Genomic DNA, 21,151 nt, shown 5'->3' on the forward strand with positions numbered 1-21,151 from the left:
TATCGCAAATCCCACCGAGCTTGTCGGGGCAATGCCCCTCCATCTTGCTTGCGCAAGACCGCTCTGCCGCTTAAAAGCCCCACTGGGGCTTTCATTGCTGCGCAAACGCGGTCTTGTAGAAAAGTACAGAACGGCGAGGATTTATTCTCCATGAAGATTTTTACCGCCCCGCAACACACCCGATCTATTTTGCCGCCGTTTCACCCGACAAAATCATCGCTGCGCTGCGTGGGCGGTATTTTTCTTTTTCACAAATAAAATCTTATGTAGTTGTTAAATCTTCCAAAATTTGTTTTTAGTTGTTGACCGCACAACCACAAAGTGTTATTCTGATGCTTGAAAGAAGCAGGTTGTAGTGTCCGCACTGCGCCCGGCTTTCTTCATACTGTACCTTGAATCTTACATAAGCCGTCTGAACGAGATACTGCGCCATGACCTCACACTTTCTGTGGGCGAGCCGGACAACGCCGCTGCAAAACAGGGGCAGGAACTGCGTTCGGTGTGAACGGTGACCATGAGCAGGGGCTTTTCCTTTTCACACATTTTGCTCTGCAAAATTTTCAACGTGCATTGCGGTTCGACTTCTGAAATTTTCAGTGTTGCACGGAAAGGGCGAAAGCAAGTATCGACCTGTGGCCACAAATTTTCAATGCTTGAAAAATTGCTGTCCACTCAGTCATCCTTGTTGGGGCAAGTGCTTGTCGGGGCAAAGCCCCTCCATCTGCTGTCGCAGACCGCGCTGCCACTTGAAAGCCCCACTGGGGCTTTCATTGCTTCGCAACCGTGGCCCTTCCCCAAACCCTGCTCTAGCTTCGCACCGTTGGTGCGAATGCGGCGTGTCGCATTACATAGCCCTCTCCATCCCGGAGCGGGCATTTATCATTTTCACAGGAGGTCGAATATGGCTGAAATGAAAAGTCCGAACGCACACGCACGAGAGAACCGCAATGACACGCCGCGAAAACGAAAGACACACATCATCAAGGTCAGAGTGACCGCAGAAGAAAAACTGCGGATCGCATACGCCTGCAAAGAACTCCACCTCACCCAGTCCGAACTCGTCCGCCGTGTCCTGTACGGCGTAAACGTCAAGCACACCGTTGTGGTGGCGCAGGGCGGCGAGGATGCACTGGCGGCGCTTGCCGCCTTGTCTGCCCAGTGCAGCAAGGTGGGCAGCAACCTCAACCAGCTTGCACGGCACTTCAACTCCGGCGGCAAAGACACCGAGCAGCTCCGGGCGCAAATACTGGAGGAACTGTCCGCACTCACGAACTTTCGGCTGAAAGCCGAAGAAACGGTTGGTGAACTGTATGGCAACCATCAAGCAATAATCCGGCTGCGCCGAATTGGCTGTAAAAAATCACTTCCGCGATTTTTTCTAATGTAAGCAGCCTGCGGCTGCAATCAGCATGACCTCGAAGAACTCTAACTACGCCGCCGCCGAAAGCTATCTCACCTTTCAGCACAACGAGTACACCGGTCTGCCCATTCTGGACGAGAAGGGCAGACCCAAGCTGCGGGATTCGTACCTGCTCGACACTCTTGAGTGCGGCGAATCTTCGTTTGCTATGGCCTGCCTGATCGCCAATCGCAAGTACGGCAAGAACGGCGGGCGGGAGGACGTGAAGACCCACCATATATGGCGACATCCGCCAAAGCGGATGCTAATATATCCGTGCGCAGCACGCACCGCTGGCCATACGAAGTATATCATCAGCTTCGACCCGAAGGACGCAGTAGAGAACGACCTGACCATGGAGCGGGCGCAAGCCCTTGGCTTGCAGTTCTGCAAGGACAACTTCCCCGGTCATCCCGCCATCGTCTGCACCCACCCGGACGGTCACAACAGTGCCGGGAACATCCACGTCCACATCGTCATCGGCAGCTTGCGTGTCCGCACCGTGGAACGGCAGCCTTTCATGGACAAGCCGTGCGACTGGGAAGCGGGCAAGAAGCACCGCTGCACCTCTGCCATGCTCCGGCACCTCCGTGTCGCTGTCATGGAAATGTGCGAGCAAGCCGACCTGAACCAGATCAATCTGCTGGAAGCCCAAGGCGACCATGTTTCGGAGCGCGAGTATTGGGCGCAGCGGCGCGGACAACGCCGCCTCGACTATGCCAACGCCAAACTTGCCGCCAAAGGGCAGCAGCCCACCCAGACCGTCTACCAGACCGAACTGGACAAACTGCGAAAGCAGATCTACGCTTGCATTAGATACGAACTTCACGATAACTTTTTAAGAAAACTTCGTTTGCTTTCAATAGCTTTTCATAGTATTCACGATAAGAACTGCTCAATCGCCGCATAGCAGGGATAAAGACATCATTGTACCCGTTTTCTCGATTTAACTGTGCGAATAGTTCTTGAAGTCTGTAACCCGGAGTGTTTTTGTACGCGTCAGACGCTTTGACTTCCTTATACCGCCCAAACATCTCCCTATTATCTTTCAGATATTGTTCAGGGTCTTGTATTGCAGCAACAACACTTGCAGCAGCTTTTTTTGACACGTCAACAAGATCAATGGTTTTCGCAGCATCATCGAGATATTCTTTCAAATCATCCGGGATAACAATATTCACACCGTCTAAAAAATCAATTATCGTTTCAAATGCATCTTGCTGTTCGTCTGTTGCAATCCTCTCATTCAGGTACGGTGCAAAATGGAGACTGATAAATTTTCCGAAATATCCCGGAAAACGGTCAAGCAATCTTGAAAGAATAGAGCGCTTCGTTTCGAGCTGGCTCAATTGCGCCCGGGCATCCTCCCAATTCTGATTTCTCGCAAGCGTGTAGAGTAATTGTTGTTTCGCTTGCAAATTCGAAAGTTCCAGTTCTTTCTTGTCGCATATAGTTTGAAAAGATAAATGGTCATTCTCTGCTAGAACCGTTTTAATGTCCGCCACCGATATTCCAAGCCCGCGTAAAACTGCAATCTTGTTTAATCGGATGACATCATCCTCTGAAAACACCCTGTAACCATTTCCCATGATTTGAGGGTGAGTCAAGCCTTGTTCCTCATAATACTCAATAGCCTTTTTTGTAAGGCCGCATCTCTTGCAGACTTCATTGATAAGCATATCATCGCCTCCACTGGTATGATAAGCCCACCCCCAAGGGGACAGTCAATAGCTTTTTCAAAAATTCTCTTGATTGGGCAAGGTGTGTACGATATGGAATGCCATCTCCGCATTTTCTTTGTCCACAAATACTTCCGTGATATACTTCGGTTTTATACCAAGCGTTCCGATTCTTGCTTGATCGAACGCATTACGCCGATTGACATCTTTCGTTTTACAATAGAACTTGATTCCCGCAGCCGCCAACGCATCCGTAATGCGATTGCATTGGTAAGGATCAGAAACTGTTGCAATTTGCGATTTAAAAAACTGCTCTAACATAAATACCCCTCCTACCGGTCGTCTGAAAAGGATATAATTTCAAATATCTTTATTGGAATAACGTAATTTAATCTCAATTTATTTCGTTCGTCCATAAATTTCCAAAAGTTTGTGTGTCTGCACATGAATTTCCAGAAAATTTATAGCACAATCACAATGTTTTTCATTTGGATAAATCGATATAACCACTTCGTCCGTGAAAGACCGTGACCCTGCCCGGGTGGATAACCCGTTCCTCATCGAAGAGTTGTCCGAGGAGCGTCCCGGCATCCTGCTGTGGATGCTGGAGGGGCTGCACCGTCTGCTGGCGAACCGCTATCAGTTCACCATCAGCGAGCGCTCCATCCAGAACCTCGAAGCAGCCATGGCGGACAGCGACAACCTGACCCAGTTCATGCAGGCAACGGCGTATGTCCGCTTCAAGCCCGACACCGAGGAACGCTCCACCTACCTCTACCGCGCCTACACCAAGTGGTGCGAGGATAATCTGGAATCACCTGTTCCGCAAAAGAAGTTCAGCCAGTTCCTGCTGAAAAATGCGGGGAAGTATGGCCTGACCTTTTCCAAGCACATCGAGGGAAAGTTCGCGTTTGCGAGCGCAGCGCAGCAATGAAAGCCCCAGTGGGGCTTTTAAGCGACAGAACGGTCTTGCGCAGCAAGATGGAGGGGCTTTGCCCCGACAAGTTCTGCGGCTTCCGGGGCGTATGCGTCCACCCTGCCTTTGCTGCGGCATAAAACACACGAAAAGTAAAAAACTCCCGCCCCACGCGCCCAAAATTATCGTTTTTTTCCTGTTATCGCTGTTTTCTTTAGGCGCGTATCTGTCCTTTCCAGGCGGCTGCAGGGCGGCAACACGCCCTTCGGGGCGGGAGAGAAGGCAAGATGCGCCCCAAAAGGGCGCATACAATTCAGCCATGCGCCCTGTAAAATCAACACAGAAAGGTACTTTTGTGTGGTTTGGGGCGCGTGGGGCGCGTAAATTCAAGTTCTCGCACTTTTTTGGGCTGCTGCTTCGGGTCAGGAGCGGCAGGCCCTTACATATTTACCAGCCCACAGGGTGCAGCTCAACCGGAGCTGCACCGGGTCTGGAGAAGTGCAAAGGAGACATGCCTATGACGAATGTCCGCAAAAATTCCGCCAAACTGACCCGTGAGGACTTGAAAATCGCGCCCGAATCCCCTACAATGGAATTGTCCGAAACCCCTGCCGTAGAACCTTCTGACCAGACCAGCAAAACCGTCCGACACGCCCCGCTCGTTTACCGGGTGGAGGAGATCGCCCAACTGTTGGCGATCTCCAACCGTGCTGCGTACAATCTGTGCAACACCACGAAAGACTTCAAGGTGATCCGCCTCGGTACCAGCATCCGGGTAAGCAAGCAGAGCTTCGATGATTGGTTTGCAGCGGTCTGAGGGAGGGAATATCTATGGCATCTATTATGCCGATGCCTGCCAAGGCAGGCAAAAATATATCCGCGCGCAGCGCACACTGCTAGGCATACGAAGTATGAAACGTGGCAACACGTATTCCGTCCGATACAACTACAAAGATCATGCTGGCAAGCCCTGCAAGGGCTGGGAAACCTTCAAGACCAAGGCCGAAGCGCAGGAGCGCAAGATCACGGTGGAGAAGGAACTGCTGGATGGCACCTTCCTCGTGCCCGACACCATGACGGTGGAGGAGATGCTGTACAAGTAGATCCCCATTCAGTCCAGCAAACACAAGTGGTCTCCCAAGACCTACACCCAATCTGTGGCGATGGTGCAGAACCTCATCGTGCCGTATATCGGAAAGCGGAAGGTGCAAGACCTCCGCACCTACGACATTGAGCAGTTCTACGCCACCCTGAGCCAGACCCCTTGCGGCCAGTACGTTCACGGCGAAAAGCAGGAGCTGACGGAAAATCAGAAGAAACGGCTGTTATCCAGCACATCCATTCACGAAGTCCACACGCTCCTGAAGACCGCCTTTTCGTATGCCGTTGACTGGGATCTGATCCACAAATCGCCTACTCCCCGTGAAGCCCCCAAGATCAACACCGAAGAACGCACCATCTGGGATGAGCGCACCATGTTGGCAGCGCTGCAGACCATCGAGAACCCTGCCCTGCATCTGGCTGTGCACATGAGCATGATCCTTTCCTTGCGAGAGGGTGAGATCCTCGGCTTGCAGCCGGGAGACCTCGACTTTGATGCAGCAGACGGACGGGGAACCATCTCGGTGAACAAAGCCCTGCAGCGTGCCGACAAGGTCGCCTTGTCCAAGATCGACCCCACCCAGATCTACCACACCTTCCCGGACAGACGGGAGGGGAGCAAGTCCTCGCTGATCCTTAAGCGGACTAAGACCAAAAAGTCCAACCGCATCCTGTACATGACCAAGCCCTTGAAAGAGGAGCTTCTGGCATGGCTGGAAAAGATGAAGCAGGACGAACAGAATGCCCCGGAAAAATACAGCAACTGCGGTCAGCTGTTCCGCTTACCAGACGGCTTACCCATTGCCCCGGACGTTCTGACAAAGTGGTATCGTATGTGGCGGGCAGAGCACCCGGAGTTTGAGAAGATCGTGTTCCACGGTCTGCGCCACTCCAGTGCCACCTACCAGCTGCTGCAGTCTGGCGGTGACTTCAAATCGGTGCAGGGCAACACTGGCCATGCAACCGCCACCGTCCTGATGGACACCTACGCCCACACGCAGGACAAACCCCGGTTGGAGTTGACCGAGAAGATCGAAGCCGACTTCTACACGCAGGACGTAGCAGGTGCAAAGCCGCAGGAACCCCCGGAAAACAAAACGCCGGTGGCAACAAAAATCACGGGTAAAATGATCCTTGAAGCCATCCGGCAAATGGACGCAGAGGAGCGCCGCGAGCTGACGCGGGTACTCTTCGCGTAAAAGATTCTTTTTTGTGCAGCGAAATACACGCTGTGCAAGCGATGCAAAGAGTTCATGGCTTTTTTGTAAAGTGTGCAGGAGATGTGCAAAAATGTGCAGCCCCTGCCAGAAAAACAAAAAAGCCATGAAATCTTTCGATTTCACGGCATTTTCTGGTGCGATGGAAGGGACTCGAACCCCCGGCCTACTGATTCGTAGTCAGTCACTCTATCCAGCTGAGCTACCAACGCATACGTTCCGTTCGGAACATGATGTATTTTATCACGAAGGGCGGTGTTTGTCAACAGCTTTTTTAAAATAATTTTATATTTTCCGAAAAAGAACGTCTTTTCTTTGATTTTACTGTGTTTTTTCTATAAGCCTTCTACTGTCCCGGCGTAAAAAGCGGCTTCTACGGCCGCTTTTTGCCCGCCGGGCGGGGGAGAGCGGGCGTGGCGCTCAGTCCTCCTGTGCCAGCTGGCGGGCGATCTTTACGCCGGTGGGGGTGGCGGCAAGGCCGCCCTGACCGGTCTCGCGCAGGTCGGGGGAAAGCAGACTGCCCACGCGGCCCATGGCGTCGATGACCTCGTCGCAGGGGATGGCATAGTCCACCCCGGCCAGTGCCATGTTGGCGCAGGAGACTGCGTTCACCGCACCCACCACGTTACGCTTGATGCAGGGCACCTCTACCAGACCCGCCACCGGGTCGCAGACCAGACCCAGCAGGTTGCCCAGCGCCATGGCGGCGGCAGCGGCGCACTGCTCCGGGGTGCCGCCCTTCAGGTTACACAGAGCGGCTGCGGCCATAGCGCTGGCAGCGCCTACCTCGGCCTGACAGCCGCCCTCTGCGCCCGCCAGCGTGGCGCGGGCGGCGATGACCTGCCCGAAGCCTGCCGCCACATACAGCGCATCGCAGACGGCGTCCTCGTCTGCCTGCCCGGCGCGGGCCAGCGGCAGCAGCACCGCCGGCAGCACCCCGCAGCTGCCCGCCGTGGGCGCGGCTACGATGCGCTTCATGCAGGCGTTGCACTCGGCGGTTTTCAGGGCTTCCGCTGTTACTGCGGCCAGATAATCATCGCCCAGCAGGCGTCCCTGCTGCCACGCCTGCTCCACCTTGGCGGCATCGCCGCCGGAAAGGCCGCTGCGGCTGCGCTGCGCGGGGTCGTATTCCTGACTGGTAGCCTGCATCACCTGCCACAGGTGCCGCATGGCGGCGCGGCTGTGCGCCTCGGTCAGGCGGCTCTCCTCCAAATCGCTGCGCAGCACCGCTTCTGCCAGCGTGATCTTCTGGCTGCGGGCAGCGGCCAGCATCTCTTCACAGGACAAAAATGCCATGGCTCATTCCTCCGTTTCTTCCGGCTCGTCCACGTTCAGGCAGGTCACCTTCAGCAGACCCGGCATCACCGCCAGCTGCCGCTCCAGCGCGTGGGGGATGTGGGAGTCGCACTCCAGCACCATCACCGCATAACCGCCCGCAGCGGCGCGGAACACCTGCATGGACGCGATATTGATGCGCCGCAGTGCCAGCGCCATGGTCACCTCGGCAATGCAGCCGGGGGTGTCCTCGTTGTGGATGATGAGAGTGTTGCTGTCCCCGCCAAAATCCGCCGGTACGCCGTCGATTTCCGTGACGCGGATGCGTCCGCCGCCCACCGATGCCGCCTTGAGCGAAAGCTGCCGCCCGGTGCGGCTGGTCAGGGTGAGCACGGCGGTGTTGGGGTGGGCAGAGCGCAGCTCTACCGGGTGGATGCTGAACTGCATTCCCCGCTGCGCGGCCAGCGCAAAGCTGTCCGGCAGGCGGGGGTCGTCCGGGCGCAGACCCAGCAGCCCCGCCACCAGTGCACGGTCGGTGCCGTGCCCCTTGCCGGTGGTGGCAAAGCTGCCGTACAGGCCGATGTCTGCCTGCGCCGGCACCTCGCCCAGAAGCTTTTGTGCGGTATAGCCGATCTTTGCCGCACCGGCGGTGTGGCTGGAAGAGGGTCCGATCATCACCGGGCCCAGAACATCAAATAATCGCATAGGGGACAGCCTTCCTTTCCTGAGGGGTTTCCCACTTTTGCGCGGCAGCTGCTGCCGCAAAACGCGCTTTTTTCCTGCTTGAATGGACAAAAATTGCCAAAACGGCACATTTTTATCAAGTTTATTATACCGCTTTTGCTGCACTTGTGCTATAATAACTTTATTAATGTTTGAAAATGTCCCCAAAATGGCGTTCCGGCTGCTGCCTTGGCAGTGCCGCCCCGCCGCCAAGGGAACAACACGGAGGGTAGATCCTATGAAACTGGTAAGCGTGGAAACTCCTGAAAAGAGTGTCTGCAAAATGACCTTCAGCGCTACGGCTGAGGAACTGGAGGCCGCCTCCAACGCGGTCTATGAGCGCACCCGCGCCACTTATACCATCAAGGGCTTCCAGAAGGGCGAGGCCGACCGCGCACAGATCGAAGCTGACCGCGGCGAGCACACCTTCTGGTACGATGCCATCAACGACCTGATGGATCAGGATGTGCCTGCTTTGTACGAGGCTGCTTTGAAGGAGCACGGCTTTGCGCCGGTAGATGACCCCAGCTACGATCTGGTAAGCGTGAAGAAGGACGAGGGCTTTGTGGCTACCGCCACCGTGGCGCTGCAGCCCGAGCTGAAGCTGACCAAAACCACCGGCTTTACCTCCCAGTGCGTCACCCCGGAGGTGACCGACAAGGAGATCGACACGGTGCTGGAGCGCCGCCGCAACTATGCCGCAGAGCTGGTGCCCCACAAGGGCCCCGCTGTAAAGGGCAACGTAGTGCACATGGACTTTGAGGGCCTTCTGGACGGTGTGGCCTTCAAGGGCGGCACGGCAAAGGACCAGTCGGTGCAGCTGGGCAGTGGCCGCATGATCCCCGGTTTCGAGGACGGCATTCTGGGCCACAAGGCAGGGGACGAGTTCGAGATCAACGTCACCTTCCCCAAAAACTACCCCAACAAGGAGCTGGCCGGCAAGCCTGTCGTGTTCAAGATCAAGCTGCATGATGTGTGCGTGCGTCAGCTGCCTGCCCTGAACAGCGACTTTGCCAAGAAGATGGGCAAGGAGACCATGGAGGAGTACCGCGCCTTCGTGAAGCAGCAGCTGTTCGACGGCCGCCACGGCGGTGCGCTGAACCACGCCAAGGACATGATCCTTGGTCAGCTGGCCGATGCCGCAGAGGGCGAGATCCCCAGCATTCTGGTGGAAAACGCCTACCAGCAGCAGATGCAGGTCATCCAGCAGCAGCTGCAGATGCAGCGCATGAGCCTGAACACCTACCTGAGCCAGATCCATGAGACCCGCGAGAGCTTTACTGCCAAGGTGCGTGCCGCCGCAGAGAAGAACACCCGCGCCCGCATGGCACTGCTGCAGATCGCACAGCAGGAGAACCTGCTGCCCACCGATGAGGAGATCGACAAGCAGCTGGCTGAGCGCGCTGAAAAGACCAAAAAGACGGTGGAAGAGATCAAGGCAGGCACCGATATCGCTGCTCTGCGCCGCAACGAGGGCATCCGCAAGGCTGCCGATTGGGTCATCGACCACTCCACCATCGAGGAAAAGGTAGAGAGCAAGTAAGCGCCGACGGTTTGGAACGCGCTCCGCTTTGCTCTGCGCATACACAGCGGAATTATTATTTTTAATAGAGCAATGCCGGGCGGTCTGCGGACCGCCCGGCATTGCATTTTCACGGGAAAGGCCGTAAAGGAGAACTGCATTCCCTTCTGTGAAAAATGAACCGGGAAAATCCGCAGATTTTCCCGGTTCTCAAATTTAAAATTGTTTTTTCCTCTATTGATGCGCAGAGCAGCGCGACGCGCATTTAAATCGTTTTTCAGGTCAAGAGGTTGAAGCCCATAATGACCACGCCCAGCACCACCAGCACTACGCCGGTGGCGCGGTTCAGGGTCTTGGGGGCGGCCTTGTTGGCAAACACGGCGGCAATGCGCGCCCACAGCAGGGTGAACACCACACACAGCACCCATACCAGCCAGTCGGGCGTGCCGCCGATCATAAAGTGGGACACCGCACCGGTCAGGGCGGTAAAGGTCATGATGAACACGCTGGTGCCCACGGCAGTTTTCAGTTCGTACCCCAGCACGCTGGTGAGGATGAGCAGCATCATCATGCCGCCGCCTGCGCCGATAAAGCCGCAGATGAAGCCGATGAGCACGCCGCACACCACCGACTGCACCGCACGCTTTTGTGCGCTGACCCCCTGCATGGCTTCCTTGGTGGTCATGACCGGGCGCAGAATGAACTTGACGCCCAGCAAAAAGGTCATGAACACCGAGAAGCTGCCCATGGTGGCGGAGGGCACCTTGCTGGCCACCCAGCTGCCCACCACCGTAAAGGTAAGCACGCTTGCCATCATGATCAGGCCGTTTTTGATGTCCAGATTCTTGTTTTTATGGTAGGTATAGGCAGACACTGCGCTGGCCAGCACATCCGAGGAAAGGGCAATGCCCACCGCCATGTAGGGGTCCATGTGCAGAAAGGTGATGAGCATGGGGCTGATGACCGCCGCCGCGCTCATACCGGCAAAGCCGGTGCCAAGGCCGGCACCCATGCCGGCAAAAAAGGTGACAAGCACCGTAAACAGCAAATGCATTTTATCCATTCTCCTTTAAAATCTCGTCCAGATTTTTCCCGATGACCTCCATGGTGCGGAAAAACGCCTCCCGGGTGGGAGCGTCCGTGTTGTCCAGCAGGCGGGCAAAAAAGCGCTCCTGCACCTCGCGCCCCCGTGCGATGACCGGCTGCGCCTTTTCGGTGCACAGCAGCTGGGTCTTGCGGCGGTCGCCCGCCACGGCGCGGCGCTCCAGATACCCCTCCTGCACCAGACGATCCACGTTCACCGACACAAGGTTCGCCTTGATCTTGCGGATCTCCACGATATCCCGGGCGGTGGTGCAGTCCGGGTTGTTGGCCAGAAACATCAGGATGTCAAAGGCGGTCTGGGGCAGCTTTAGTTCCTGACACAGCGGCTTGCACATGGCGCTGTACGCCTGTGCAGTCTTGAAACTGATCTCTATGGTAGGATTCATGCGGCGCTCCTTTTTGTCTTTTTATGAATAGTTCATTTTTGAAGCATTATAGTACAGATAAGGGGAGATGTCAAGAGAAAAAAGAATCCGTGCTGTTGTGCAAGGCAAGCAGCCGTGCCATTTCTATGTTTTGCACAAACGGCGCATTCTCTCCATGTGAAAAGTGCAAAAAATCTCTGTTAATCAAAAGTGCACGGGAAAAAGCTGCAACAAAAATATATCTGAATAAAGAAAGCGCCCCTTGCAGTCGGCGGCAAAAAGCGGTATGCTTTAAGCAGACCGGGCAACGCCCGGCGCAAAGAGATAAAAGTGATAATACTATGTGAGAGAGGTACTCGGCTATGGCAATTTTGGTTTCCGGCGGTGCCGGCTACATCGGCAGCCACACCTGCATCGAACTGTTGAACGCTGGCTACGATATCGTGGTGGCAGATAATTATTATAACGCTTCTCCTGTGGTTCTGGACCGGGTCAAGCAGATCACCGGCAAGGATTTCCGCTTCTACAAGGCAGACATGACCCGCCGCGAGGACGTGGAAAAGATCTTCTCCGAGTGCCCGGACATCACCGCCGTCATCCAGTTTGCGGCCTACAAGGCTGTGGGCGAGAGCGTGTCCAAGCCCATCGAGTACTACTACAATAACCTCAACTGCACGCTGGTCATTCTGGACGTGATGCGCCATCACGACTGCCACAACTTCGTGTTCAGCTCCTCCGCTACCGTCTACGGCGACCCCGCCAGTGTGCCCATCACCGAGGACTTCCCCGTGGGCGCTACCACCAACCCCTATGGCACCACCAAGGCCTTTACCGAGCGCATTCTGCAGGACGTCTGCAAGGCTGACCCCAGCCTGAACGTGGCGCTGCTGCGCTACTTCAACCCCATCGGTGCCCACAAGAGCGGCCTGATCGGCGAGGACCCCAACGGTATCCCCAATAACCTGATGCCCTACATCGCTAAGGTGGCTGTGGGCAAGCTGGAAAAGGTGCACGTCTTTGGCAACGACTACCCCACCCCGGACGGCACCGGTGTGCGTGACTACATCCATGTTGTGGATCTGGCCCGGGGCCATGTGTGCGCCATCCGCAAGCTGGAGACCGGCTGCGGCCTCTTCATCTGCAATCTGGGCACCGGCAAGGGTTACAGCGTGCTGGATGTCATCCACGCCTTCTCCAAGGCCTGCGGCAAGGAGATCCCCTACGTCATCGATCCCCGCCGCCCCGGCGATATCGCCGAGTGCTACGCCGACCCCACCAAGGCCAAGAACGAACTGGGCTGGGTGGCTGAGTACGGCATCGAGGAGATGTGCGCCGACAGCTGGAACTGGCAGAAGAACAACCCCGATGGCTACCATACCGTGAAGTAACTTGTAAAAAACGGAGCACCGCATTTTCTCGCCTGAGAAGATGCGGTGCTTTTTTTGTGTCTATATTCTCTATTGACATCCGCTGCCAGTTAGCCTATACTACATTTGTTAATACAGACTAACACATAAGAATGGCACATATAAAGAGGGCAAACAGATATGACGTTAAAAGAGTTACAGATCGGCAAAAGCGCCATTGTGGATGCCGTGGGCGGTGCAGGAGCACTGCGGCAGCATTTTCTGGATATGGGTCTGATCCCCGGGGCGGAGGTCACGCTGGTAAAGCTGGCACCCATGGGCGACCCCATGGAGCTGCGCATCCACGGCTATGAGCTGACCCTGCGTCTGGACGACGCGGCACAGATCACCGTGACCCCCACCGAAAAGACCCCGGCGGTGCACACCCCGGTGGACGGGAAGATGGTGGAGCACCCGGGTCTTGGCGAGGGCGGCAAGTACCACACCAAGGAGGGGGAGCATCCCCTGCCGGAGGATAAGACCCTGACCTTTGCGCTGGCGGGCAATCAGAACTGCGGCAAGACCACCCTGTTCAACCAGCTCACCGGCTCCAACCAGCACGTGGGCAACTTTCCGGGCGTGACGGTGGACCGCAAGAGCGGTGCCATCAAGGGGCACCCGGAGACCGAGGTCACCGACCTGCCGGGCATCTATTCTATGTCCCCCTATTCCAGCGAGGAGATCGTCACCCGGCAGTTCATCATCGGCGAAAAGCCCACCGGCATCATCAATATCGTGGACGCCACCAACATCGAGCGCAACCTCTACCTGACCATGCAGCTGATGGAGCTGGATATCCCCATGGTGCTGGCGCTGAACATGATGGACGAGATGCGCGGCAACGGCGGCACGGTGCGCATCAACAAGATGGAAGCCATGCTGGGCATCCCGGTCATCCCCATCTCCGCCGCCAAGAACGAGGGCGTGGACGAGCTGGTAGACCACGCCGTCCATGTGGCAAAGTATCAGGAACGCCCCGGGCGCATGGATTTTTGCAGCGAGGATGACCACGGCGGCGCGGTGCACCGCTGCATCCACGGCATTTTGCACCTCATCGAGGATCACGCCAAGGCGGCGGGCATCCCGGTGCGGTTTGCCGCCACCAAGCTGGTGGAGGGCGACCCCCGCATTGAGGAAGCGTTGAAGCTGGACACCAACGAAAAAGAAATGATCGAACACATCATCGTGCAGATGGAGCAGGAGCGCGGGCTGGACCGCGCCGCCGCCATTGCGGATATGCGCTTCTCCTTTATTCAGGAGCTGGTGGCGCAGACGGTGGTAAAACCCCACGAAAGCAAGGAGCAGCTGCGCTCCAACCGCATCGACAAGTTCCTCACCGGCAAATACACTGCCATCCCGGCGTTTATCGCCATCATGGGTCTGGTGTTCTTCCTTACCTTCAATGTCATCGGCCTGTTCTTCCAGAACCTCATGGAAATGGGCATCGACGCCCTGACCGGCGTTGTGGACACCGCCCTGACCAACTGGAACGTCAACGCGGCGGTGCACTCGTTGGTCATCGACGGCATCTTTACCGGCGTGGGCAGCGTGCTGAGCTTTCTGCCTATCATCGTGGTGCTGTTCTTCTTCCTCTCCATGCTGGAGGATACCGGCTACATGGCGCGTGTCGCCTTTGTGATGGATAAGCTGCTGCGCCGCATCGGCCTGTCCGGCCGCAGCATCGTGCCCATGCTCATCGGCTTTGGCTGCACCGTGCCCGGCGTGATGGCAAGCCGCACCCTGCCCTCGGAGCGCGACCGCAAAATGACCATTCTGCTTACGCCGTTCATGAGCTGCTCCGCAAAGCTGCCTATTTACAGCCTGTTTGCGGTGGCGTTCTTCCCCAAGTACGCGGGGCTTGTGATGGTGCTGCTGTACTTCACCGGCATCTTGGTGGGCGTGCTGGCGGCGCTGCTGCTCAAGAGCACCGTATTCAAGGGCGAGGCCGTGCCCTTTGTCATGGAGCTGCCCAACTACCGCCTGCCCGGCCTGAAAAACGTGGCGCAGCTGCTGTGGGAAAAGGCGCGGGACTTTTTGCAGAGAGCCTTTACGGTCATCTTTGGTGCCACCATCATCATCTGGTTCTTGCAGAACTTTGACCTGCGCCTGTCGTTGACCGTTGACCCGCAGACCAGCATTCTGGCGCGCATCGCGGGCGATATCGCCCCGCTGTTCGCCCCGCTGGGCTTTGCGGACTGGCGTATCTCCACCGCCCTCATCTCCGGCTTTATGGCAAAGGAGAGCGTGGTGTCCTCGCTGCTGGTTCTCTTCGGCTCTACGGCTGCCCTGACAGCAGCCCTCACCCCGGCGCAGGCTGCGCCCCTGCTGGTGTTCTGCCTGCTGTACACCCCCTGCATCGCGGCGGTAGCCTCGGTCAAGCGGGAGCTTGGCGGCAAGTGGGCTGCGATCATGGTGGTGAATCAGTGCGCCGTGGCATGGCTGTGCGCCCTGCTGGTGCGCCTGGTCGCCGTGGCGGTGTTCTGAAATACCAGTTCGATTTTTGGGTCCTGAAAAGCCGCAGGCTTTTCAGGACCCTTTTTCACTGGAGAACTCGTGGAGGCAAAAGTGTCCTCGCCATAAACAAAACGATTCACGCAAAAAACGTCTGCCGGAGCAGACGTTTTTGCGTGATCTATCCTTCTTTAAAGTTTTCCGCACTGCTTGCCGGTGAAGAACCGCAGGGTGGTGGTGGCGCGGAACACCTTGCCAGCCCGCAGCACCGTGGAGGGGAACTCCGGGTGAGAGGGGCTGCACGGATAGTGCTGGGTCTCCAAGGCAAATCCGCCGTACTTGCGCAGCGGTTCGCCGCCCTTGCCCGGGGCGGGGCAGTCCTGCAAAAAGTTGCCGGTGTACAGCTGGATGCCCGGCTGGGTGGTGTACAGCTTCATGCTGATGCCGGTCTTATCACTGGTAGCCCATGCGCAGATGCTCTGGCTGGAGCCGCGTGCGCGGTCGATGACATAACAGTGGTCGTAGCCGCCGCCCACCATGGTGGTCTGGGGGAAGCCGGTGTCGATCTCCTTGCCGATGAGCTTACCGGCGGTAAAGTCCATGGGGGTGTTCGCCACGGGCAGGATGTTACCGGTGGGGCAGGTGGTATTGTTGCCCTCCAGATAGCGGGAGGCGTAGATGCGCAGCTTCTGGTTCAGCACATCGCCGCCGCCGTCCAGATTGAAGTAGCTGTGGTTGGTCAGGTTTACGATCGTGTCAGCGTCCGAGGACACACGGTAGTCCATGCGGAAGGTGTTGTCATCGGTAAGGGTGTAGCGCACCGCGATCTTCAGCGTACCGGGAAAGCCGTCCTCGCCGTCGGGGCTTTCGGCTTCCATCAGCAGGGTATCGCCGAAGTACTTCACCTCATAGATTTTCCGGGAAAAGCAGCCGTGCAGGTGATGCTCGCCGCAGTTTTTTTCCAGCTGGTAGGTCTTGCCGCCCAAGGTAAAGACGGCATTCTCGATGCGGTTGGCGTAGCGCCCCACAAAAGCACCGCAGCAGGTGCTGCCGGACGAGGTAAAGTCGTTCTCATAATCTGCCATGGTGTCGTGACCCAGCACCACATCCACCGGGCCGTTTTTGGCCGGGACGATGATATTTTTGATCACGCAGCCGTAATCCAGCACGCTGACGGACATACCGCCGGGGTTCGAGAGGATGTACTCGGTAACATTAGCGCCCTCTTTGGTCACACCGAAGGGCTTGGAACGGATCTGTGCCATTGGGCCTCGCCTCCTAAAGCTTTTTTCGGAAATGCAAAAGGGGCAGACTGCCCCCTTTTGCATCTTGTCTGTATTTATGATTATATCACAGTTTTACAGTTTTGTGTTGGATTCCTTTTAGAATTACCATCCAATTTTTGCGGCGATTTTTTGTTAGAATCATCGAAAGTGCCCACAATGGGGCGGCTGGCTGAACTCCCTCAGTCAAAACCTGACGGTTTTGCCAGCTCCCTCGGAGAGGGAGCCTCTGGCGCGCCCGCAAGCTTTGCGCTTTAGCCGGAAACTGTACCGTCATGCCAAAGGCCCCATCTCAGAGGGGGCTGGCACGGCGATAGCCGTGACTGGTGGAGTTTCATCCAGTCTGCGGGCAGACAGCCAAAAAGCGCCCCGCACTTCCGGTGGAAATGCGGGGCGCTTTGGTTACACGGGCTGTATGCCTTATGCCTCCGGCTGGGGCTGTGCCGCAGAGGACTGGGCGGCAATGAACTCGGCGGCATCGTCCGGGATGTCGTCCAAGTCCTCGTCGCTGCCGATATCCACGTTGAGCGGCGGCTTCTTGAACAGGATATCGTACAGGATCGGCACGATATACAGGGTCATCAGGGTGGCGTAGCTCAGGCCGCAGATGATGACGATGGCCATGCCGCTCATCAGCTGGCTTGCCATATCGTTGCTGAACACCATTTGCAGCATTGCCAGCACGGTGGTCAGGGTGGTCATCAGGATGGGGCGCATACGGGTCTTGCCGGTAGCCACCAGTGCGGCGCGGCGCTCCATGCCGCCCATGCGCAGCTGGTTGGCGTAGTCCACGAACACGATGCCGTTGTTGACGACCGTACCCATCAGCACAATGAAGCCCATCATGGAGATCATGGTCAGCTGCTGGCCGGTGAGCAGCAGACCCAGCAGACCGCCGGTAAAGGCCAGCGGCACGGTGAACAGCACGATGAAGGGGGACAGCAGGCTCTGGAACTGTGCCACCATGACAAGGTACACAAAGGGCAGTGCCAGTGCCATCCACTGGATCATCTCATTGGTCATATAGTTGACGCTGTCGCTCTCGCCACCCATGGAGAAGGAGCAGCCTTCCGGCATCTCGTCGGTGAGGGCAAAGGCATCCAACGCCTTTTTCACGGCACGGGCCTGCACCGTGGTGTTGTAGCCCGGGGCAGTCTCGGCGGTGACGGTGACGAACTGGTTCTGGTTCTCGCTGGTGATGGAGTCCGGTGCGTTGCCGGTGGTCCAGCTGGCGATATCCGACAGCTTGCAGGTGCCGGTGGCGGTGGTGCCGTCGGCGGACATGACGGTGGTCTCAAAGGTCATATCCATCATGTTTTCCTTGGTCAGCGGGTCCAGATTGTTGCTGATCTGCACATCCATGGTGGTGCCGTCCACGGTAACAGGGGTCTGTGCCGTGGTGGTGGTGGTCAGCTTTGCCGCGATCTGCTGGTACACCTGCGCAACGGTCAGGCCGTAGGCACGCACCTTATCGCGGTCTACCTGCAGGATGATGGTGGAATCACCCGCGCCCAGACCGTTGGTGGCGTTCTGGAAGCCATCGGTGCTGTTCACGATGTCTACCACCTTCTCGGACAGGGCGGTCAGGGTCTCGGCATCGGTGCCGTAGATCTTGATGGTCAGACCGGTGGACAGCTGACTGGTCAGGTCATCAGTCATGCCGTACTGCTGGACGGTGGCGGTGCAGTCCGCCACCCCGGCCACAGCGTCCTCCATGGCCTTGCAGGCGGCGTCTATCTTGGAAGAAGAGAGTTCCTCGTTGAGCTTGACGTTGATCTTATACTTGCCGTAGCCGTTGGCAGCGTTCAGCAGGTCGGTGATGGTGGAGGGCAGGCCAAGGTTGGAAACATCCATGCCCGCCACAGTGTTGTCGGGGGTAATGCCTACCTCCTCCACGCCGTCCACAGCCATCACAGCCTGTACCACCTTACCGGCCACATCGTAGGACTCGTCCTTCGAGAGGGTGTCGGTGGTGGAAAGGGTGATCATAGCCTCGTTGCTGGTGCTGGTGGGCAGCAGCACGATGCCCATGGAGACCACCCGCCAGCAGCAGAACACCAGCAGCAGCACGGCGGCTGCCAGCGGTATAAAGCGATTTTTCAGCGCCTTTTCCAGACTGCGGCCGTAGGCGTCCTGGATCTTATCGAACCATGCCAGCTTTTTGGGCTGGGCCTTCTTCAGCACGGTAGCCGAGGCAGCAGGCACCACGGTCAGTGCCACGATGAGGGAAGCCATCAGGCAGTAGCCGATGCACAGGGACATGGGGCCCATCAGGTTGCGGATGAGGCTGGCAGAGAACACTGCCGGCAGGAACACGCACACCGAGGTAAGGGTAGAGGCCACGACAGACATACCCACCTGACGTGCGCCCTGCACCGCAGCGCGGGCAGCGGGCACGCCGCGGCCGCGCAGACGGTAGATGTTCTCAATGACAACAACAGAGTTATCCACCAGCATACCGATGCCAAGCGACAGGCCTGCCAGCGTCATGACGTTCAGGTCCAGCCCGGTGAAGTACATCAGCACCACGGCGCACAGCACCGAAAGAGGGATACTGACGCCGACCACCAGCGTGGGCTTGACGTCCTTCAGGAAGATGGCCAGCACGACGATGGCCAGTGCGGCACCCACCAGCATACTGGTGAGGATGCTCTTGATCAGGATGCTGATGTAGTTGCCCTGATTGGACAGCACCACAATATGCAGACCCTCGTACTGGGCTTCCAGCTCCTTGAAAGCATCCAGACAGTTGGCAGATACGTCACCTGCGCTGGAACTGTCGTCCTTGTAAATTTTCAGCACCGAAGCCTGCTCGCCGTTCAGGCGGGTATAGCTGTCGGCGGCGTTGTCGATGACCTCCACGTCTGCCACGTCGGAAAGGCGCACATCGCCGTAGCCCTCCACATGGAGCAGCAGTGCGCCGCGGATATCCTCCACGCTGTCGTATTCCTCACCCACCTTCAGCAGCCACGACTCGCCGCTTTCGTCCTTGACGTAACCGGCGGGCATGGAGAAGTTCTGGGCGTAGATCAGGGTAGAAAGGGTCTTGATGTCCAGCTGCTTGGTCACATCGGCGCTGGCAAGCGCCTTTTCCCTAGCGGCCTCGTACTGGGTCTTGGCCTCGCTGAGCTGCTTTTCGTACTCGTTCAGCTGCTCGCGGGCTTCGGTAAACTGCATATAGGCAGCCAGCTGCTGCTGGGTAAAGCTGCCCAGTGCGTTGGAGAACTCGGTCATCATGCCGGGCACGTTGTCCATGGCCTTGATGGTGTCCTCCAGCGTCTTATAGATGACATTCAGGCTGTCCTGCAATTGCAGCTCGTCTACCAGATCCTCGGCGCCCTCGCCCTGCGTGCCGGTCTCGGTGTTGATGCGGTTTTGCAGGGTCTGCAAAGCAGAGGAAAGCTTATCGGTGATATCGCGCAGCTCGGACACGATCTCGATCAGAGAGTCGATATCCCGCATACCGGTGCTGTTGAACTTGTCCAGCACCCGCTGCAAGCCGGCCTGCACCTCAATGAGGGCCTGCTGCACCTCAGGCTCCTTGACCACGGCGATCAGGTTGTTGACGCTTTGCAGCAGCGCTTCGGCCTGTTTGCGCACCACCTCTACGGCGCTGCCGACATCAGAGCTCAGGGTGCCCATGACCGTGTTGGACACGGTATTGCCGAAGTTTTTGAACTGCTTATCGTATTCTGCGCGGCCGGCCTTGATCTTGGCCTCGGCCTCTTCCAACTGGGTATGTGCCGCTTCCAGCTGGGTGTCGATGAGTTCCATCAACTTTTCGTTGATGTCATCCACCTTTTCCTGATTCAGCTGCACCTGCACCAGCTGCTCCACAAGGCCGCTGGCAGATACGCTGGACACGCCGCCCTTGCGCTGGACGTAGGGGGTCATGGTGTTCTTGATGAAGTCAGAAAGCTCGTACACCGAACTGCCCTCGCGGCTGACAGCCACGGTCATAAAGGCGTTCATGTTCATGCTGTACTGTATCACAGAAGGGGTCAGGGCGGTATCCGGCAGGTCGCTTTTGGCCTGATCCAGCTTGTTGGACACCTGCACCAGTGCGCTGTTCATGTCCGTATCATCCACGAACTTCATCAGCAGCAGGCTGTAGTTTTCAGCCGAGGTGGCGGTGATCTTTTCCACACCGGGCACTGTAAGCGCGTTTTGCAGCACGTCTGAGACTTCGCTCTCCACACGCTCCGGGCTGGCACCGGGATACACGGTGACCACCATCAGGTACGGGGTGCTGACATCCGGCAGCAGGTTCGTTTTCATCTTGGTGACCGACACAAAGCCGAGCATCAGCACCATGATGACTGCAACCAGCACCGTAAATGGTTTTTTGACACTGAATTTTTCCATCTTATCCTACCGTTTCTCTGCCGCACCGCCCGGCGCAACAGTTCCTCCCTCTTTGGGGGCAATGGGTTCCTAACATTCCTATTATACACGCAAGGCGTGTGCTTTCAATAGCGGGGCGGCGAATCTTTTTGCGAAAGTTTTGTCAAAATCTGCAAAACGCACAACTTTTCCGCCCCAAAACCGGCAGTCTGCCTGCCATCCTCCCCTCTGCCGCCGGACAAAATTTCGACACCTTTTCCATACTGCATACGGTTGAGCGGGGTGGATCATTGCAGGGGAGGGGAAATTTTACTCCCTCAGTCAAAACCTGACGGTTTTGCCAGCTCCCTCGGGGAGGGAGCCAGA

General features: G+C 57.1%; 15 protein-coding genes, 1 tRNA gene and 1 pseudogene. 8 read left to right on the forward strand and 9 right to left on the reverse strand.

What is annotated here, in order from left to right; all coding sequences use genetic code 11:
- The first annotated feature begins 901 nt into the window (after nt 1-901).
- Both WMO44_RS11545 and WMO44_RS11550 read left to right on the forward strand, forming a co-directional pair.
- Nucleotides 902-1,387: a plasmid mobilization protein gene (locus WMO44_RS11545; protein WP_349152677.1), complete on the forward strand. Its 486-nt coding sequence runs from the start codon at nt 902-904 to the stop codon at nt 1,385-1,387.
- Between the two features lie 22 nt (nt 1,388-1,409).
- Nucleotides 1,410-2,309, forward strand: coding sequence for a relaxase/mobilization nuclease domain-containing protein (locus tag WMO44_RS11550; RefSeq protein WP_349152678.1), 900 nt, complete (start codon nt 1,410-1,412; stop codon nt 2,307-2,309).
- Here the strand turns inward: WMO44_RS11550 and WMO44_RS11555 are convergent.
- Nucleotides 2,212-3,078, reverse strand: coding sequence for a MerR family transcriptional regulator (locus WMO44_RS11555; RefSeq protein ID WP_349152679.1), 867 nt, complete (start codon nt 3,076-3,078; stop codon nt 2,212-2,214). The two genes, WMO44_RS11550 and WMO44_RS11555, sit on opposite strands and share 98 nt — an antisense overlap.
- A 57-nt stretch (nt 3,079-3,135) precedes the next feature.
- A complete protein-coding gene (locus WMO44_RS11560) occupies nt 3,136-3,399 on the reverse strand; it encodes a hypothetical protein (protein ID WP_118658475.1) in 264 nt (87 codons plus the stop codon).
- Nucleotides 3,400-3,595: 196 nt separating this feature from the next.
- Between WMO44_RS11560 and WMO44_RS11565 the strand changes: the two genes are divergently transcribed.
- The 3 genes and pseudogenes from WMO44_RS11565 to WMO44_RS11575 all read left to right on the forward strand — a co-directional run bounded on the left by WMO44_RS11565 (nt 3,596) and on the right by WMO44_RS11575 (nt 6,294).
- Nucleotides 3,596-4,012 carry a hypothetical protein gene (locus WMO44_RS11565; protein ID WP_243005619.1) on the forward strand — a complete coding sequence of 139 codons (417 nt, stop codon included), beginning with the start codon at nt 3,596-3,598 and terminating at the stop codon, nt 4,010-4,012.
- Nucleotides 4,013-4,505: 493 nt separating this feature from the next.
- On the forward strand, nt 4,506-4,811 hold the full coding sequence (locus WMO44_RS11570; protein ID WP_097780453.1) for a helix-turn-helix domain-containing protein: 306 nt from the start codon (nt 4,506-4,508) through the stop codon (nt 4,809-4,811).
- 94 nt (nt 4,812-4,905) lie between these two features.
- Nucleotides 4,906-6,294 (forward strand): annotated as a pseudogene (locus WMO44_RS11575) (site-specific integrase).
- A 153-nt stretch (nt 6,295-6,447) separates the two neighbouring features.
- Here WMO44_RS11575 and WMO44_RS11580 read toward each other — a convergent pair.
- The 3 genes from WMO44_RS11580 to sdaAB all read right to left on the reverse strand — a co-directional run bounded on the left by WMO44_RS11580 (nt 6,448) and on the right by sdaAB (nt 8,292).
- Nucleotides 6,448-6,524, reverse strand: a tRNA-Arg gene (locus WMO44_RS11580).
- Between the two features lie 208 nt (nt 6,525-6,732).
- Entirely contained in the window at nt 6,733-7,608 is an 876-nt protein-coding gene (sdaAA, locus tag WMO44_RS11585; RefSeq protein WP_249241005.1) for an L-serine ammonia-lyase, iron-sulfur-dependent, subunit alpha, read from the reverse strand.
- 3 nt (nt 7,609-7,611) lie between these two features.
- Nucleotides 7,612-8,292: an L-serine ammonia-lyase, iron-sulfur-dependent subunit beta gene (sdaAB, locus tag WMO44_RS11590; RefSeq protein WP_006735266.1), complete on the reverse strand. Its 681-nt coding sequence runs from the start codon at nt 8,290-8,292 to the stop codon at nt 7,612-7,614.
- Between the two features lie 256 nt (nt 8,293-8,548).
- On the opposite strand from sdaAB, the gene tig reads away from it, so the two are divergent.
- Entirely contained in the window at nt 8,549-9,853 is a 1,305-nt protein-coding gene (tig, locus tag WMO44_RS11595) for a trigger factor (RefSeq protein WP_349152680.1), read from the forward strand.
- Nucleotides 9,854-10,109: 256 nt separating this feature from the next.
- Here tig and WMO44_RS11600 read toward each other — a convergent pair whose 3' ends face one another.
- Together WMO44_RS11600 and WMO44_RS11605 are read right to left on the reverse strand one after the other, a co-directional pair.
- Nucleotides 10,110-10,886, reverse strand: a complete 777-nt coding sequence (locus WMO44_RS11600) for a sulfite exporter TauE/SafE family protein (RefSeq protein WP_349152681.1) — start codon at nt 10,884-10,886, stop codon at nt 10,110-10,112.
- Nucleotide 10,887: 1 nt separating this feature from the next.
- A complete protein-coding gene (locus WMO44_RS11605) occupies nt 10,888-11,322 on the reverse strand; it encodes a MarR family winged helix-turn-helix transcriptional regulator (RefSeq protein WP_006735258.1) in 435 nt (144 codons plus the stop codon).
- 341 nt (nt 11,323-11,663) lie between these two features.
- Here WMO44_RS11605 and galE point away from each other — a divergent pair, with 341 nt between their 5' ends.
- Together galE and feoB are read left to right on the forward strand one after the other, a co-directional pair.
- Nucleotides 11,664-12,689, forward strand: a complete 1,026-nt coding sequence (galE, locus tag WMO44_RS11610) for a UDP-glucose 4-epimerase GalE (RefSeq protein ID WP_006735254.1) — start codon at nt 11,664-11,666, stop codon at nt 12,687-12,689.
- 159 nt (nt 12,690-12,848) lie between these two features.
- Nucleotides 12,849-15,191, forward strand: a complete 2,343-nt coding sequence (gene feoB / locus WMO44_RS11615) for a ferrous iron transport protein B (RefSeq protein WP_349152682.1) — start codon at nt 12,849-12,851, stop codon at nt 15,189-15,191.
- A 158-nt stretch (nt 15,192-15,349) separates the two neighbouring features.
- On the opposite strand, the gene WMO44_RS11620 is transcribed toward feoB, so the two are convergent.
- Together WMO44_RS11620 and WMO44_RS11625 are read right to left on the reverse strand one after the other, a co-directional pair.
- Nucleotides 15,350-16,423, reverse strand: coding sequence for an aldose epimerase family protein (locus WMO44_RS11620; RefSeq protein WP_249252595.1), 1,074 nt, complete (start codon nt 16,421-16,423; stop codon nt 15,350-15,352).
- A gap of 438 nt (nt 16,424-16,861) precedes the next feature.
- Nucleotides 16,862-20,806 (reverse strand): efflux RND transporter permease subunit, encoded by a 3,945-nt coding sequence (locus WMO44_RS11625; RefSeq protein ID WP_349152683.1) that lies wholly within the window; start codon nt 20,804-20,806, stop codon nt 16,862-16,864.
- Between the last annotated feature and the right edge of the window lie 345 nt (nt 20,807-21,151).

It is taken from the genome of Faecalibacterium tardum, assembly GCF_040096515.1.
In the GTDB taxonomy this organism is placed as follows: domain Bacteria; phylum Bacillota; class Clostridia; order Oscillospirales; family Ruminococcaceae; genus Faecalibacterium; species Faecalibacterium tardum.

Coding starts and splice junctions, on each gene's coding strand:
- WMO44_RS11545 (WP_349152677.1), top strand. CDS start 902: ATGGCTGAAATGAAAAGTCCGAACGCACACGCACGAGAGAACCGCAAT.
- WMO44_RS11550 (WP_349152678.1), top strand. CDS start 1,410: ATGACCTCGAAGAACTCTAACTACGCCGCCGCCGAAAGCTATCTCACC.
- WMO44_RS11555 (WP_349152679.1), bottom strand. CDS start 3,078: ATGCTTATCAATGAAGTCTGCAAGAGATGCGGCCTTACAAAAAAGGCT.
- WMO44_RS11560 (WP_118658475.1), bottom strand. CDS start 3,399: ATGTTAGAGCAGTTTTTTAAATCGCAAATTGCAACAGTTTCTGATCCT.
- WMO44_RS11570 (WP_097780453.1), top strand. CDS start 4,506: ATGCCTATGACGAATGTCCGCAAAAATTCCGCCAAACTGACCCGTGAG.
- sdaAA (WP_249241005.1), bottom strand. CDS start 7,608: ATGGCATTTTTGTCCTGTGAAGAGATGCTGGCCGCTGCCCGCAGCCAG.
- sdaAB (WP_006735266.1), bottom strand. CDS start 8,292: ATGCGATTATTTGATGTTCTGGGCCCGGTGATGATCGGACCCTCTTCC.
- tig (WP_349152680.1), top strand. CDS start 8,549: ATGAAACTGGTAAGCGTGGAAACTCCTGAAAAGAGTGTCTGCAAAATG.
- WMO44_RS11600 (WP_349152681.1), bottom strand. CDS start 10,886: ATGCATTTGCTGTTTACGGTGCTTGTCACCTTTTTTGCCGGCATGGGT.
- WMO44_RS11605 (WP_006735258.1), bottom strand. CDS start 11,322: ATGAATCCTACCATAGAGATCAGTTTCAAGACTGCACAGGCGTACAGC.
- galE (WP_006735254.1), top strand. CDS start 11,664: ATGGCAATTTTGGTTTCCGGCGGTGCCGGCTACATCGGCAGCCACACC.
- feoB (WP_349152682.1), top strand. CDS start 12,849: ATGACGTTAAAAGAGTTACAGATCGGCAAAAGCGCCATTGTGGATGCC.
- WMO44_RS11620 (WP_249252595.1), bottom strand. CDS start 16,423: ATGGCACAGATCCGTTCCAAGCCCTTCGGTGTGACCAAAGAGGGCGCT.
- WMO44_RS11625 (WP_349152683.1), bottom strand. CDS start 20,806: ATGGAAAAATTCAGTGTCAAAAAACCATTTACGGTGCTGGTTGCAGTC.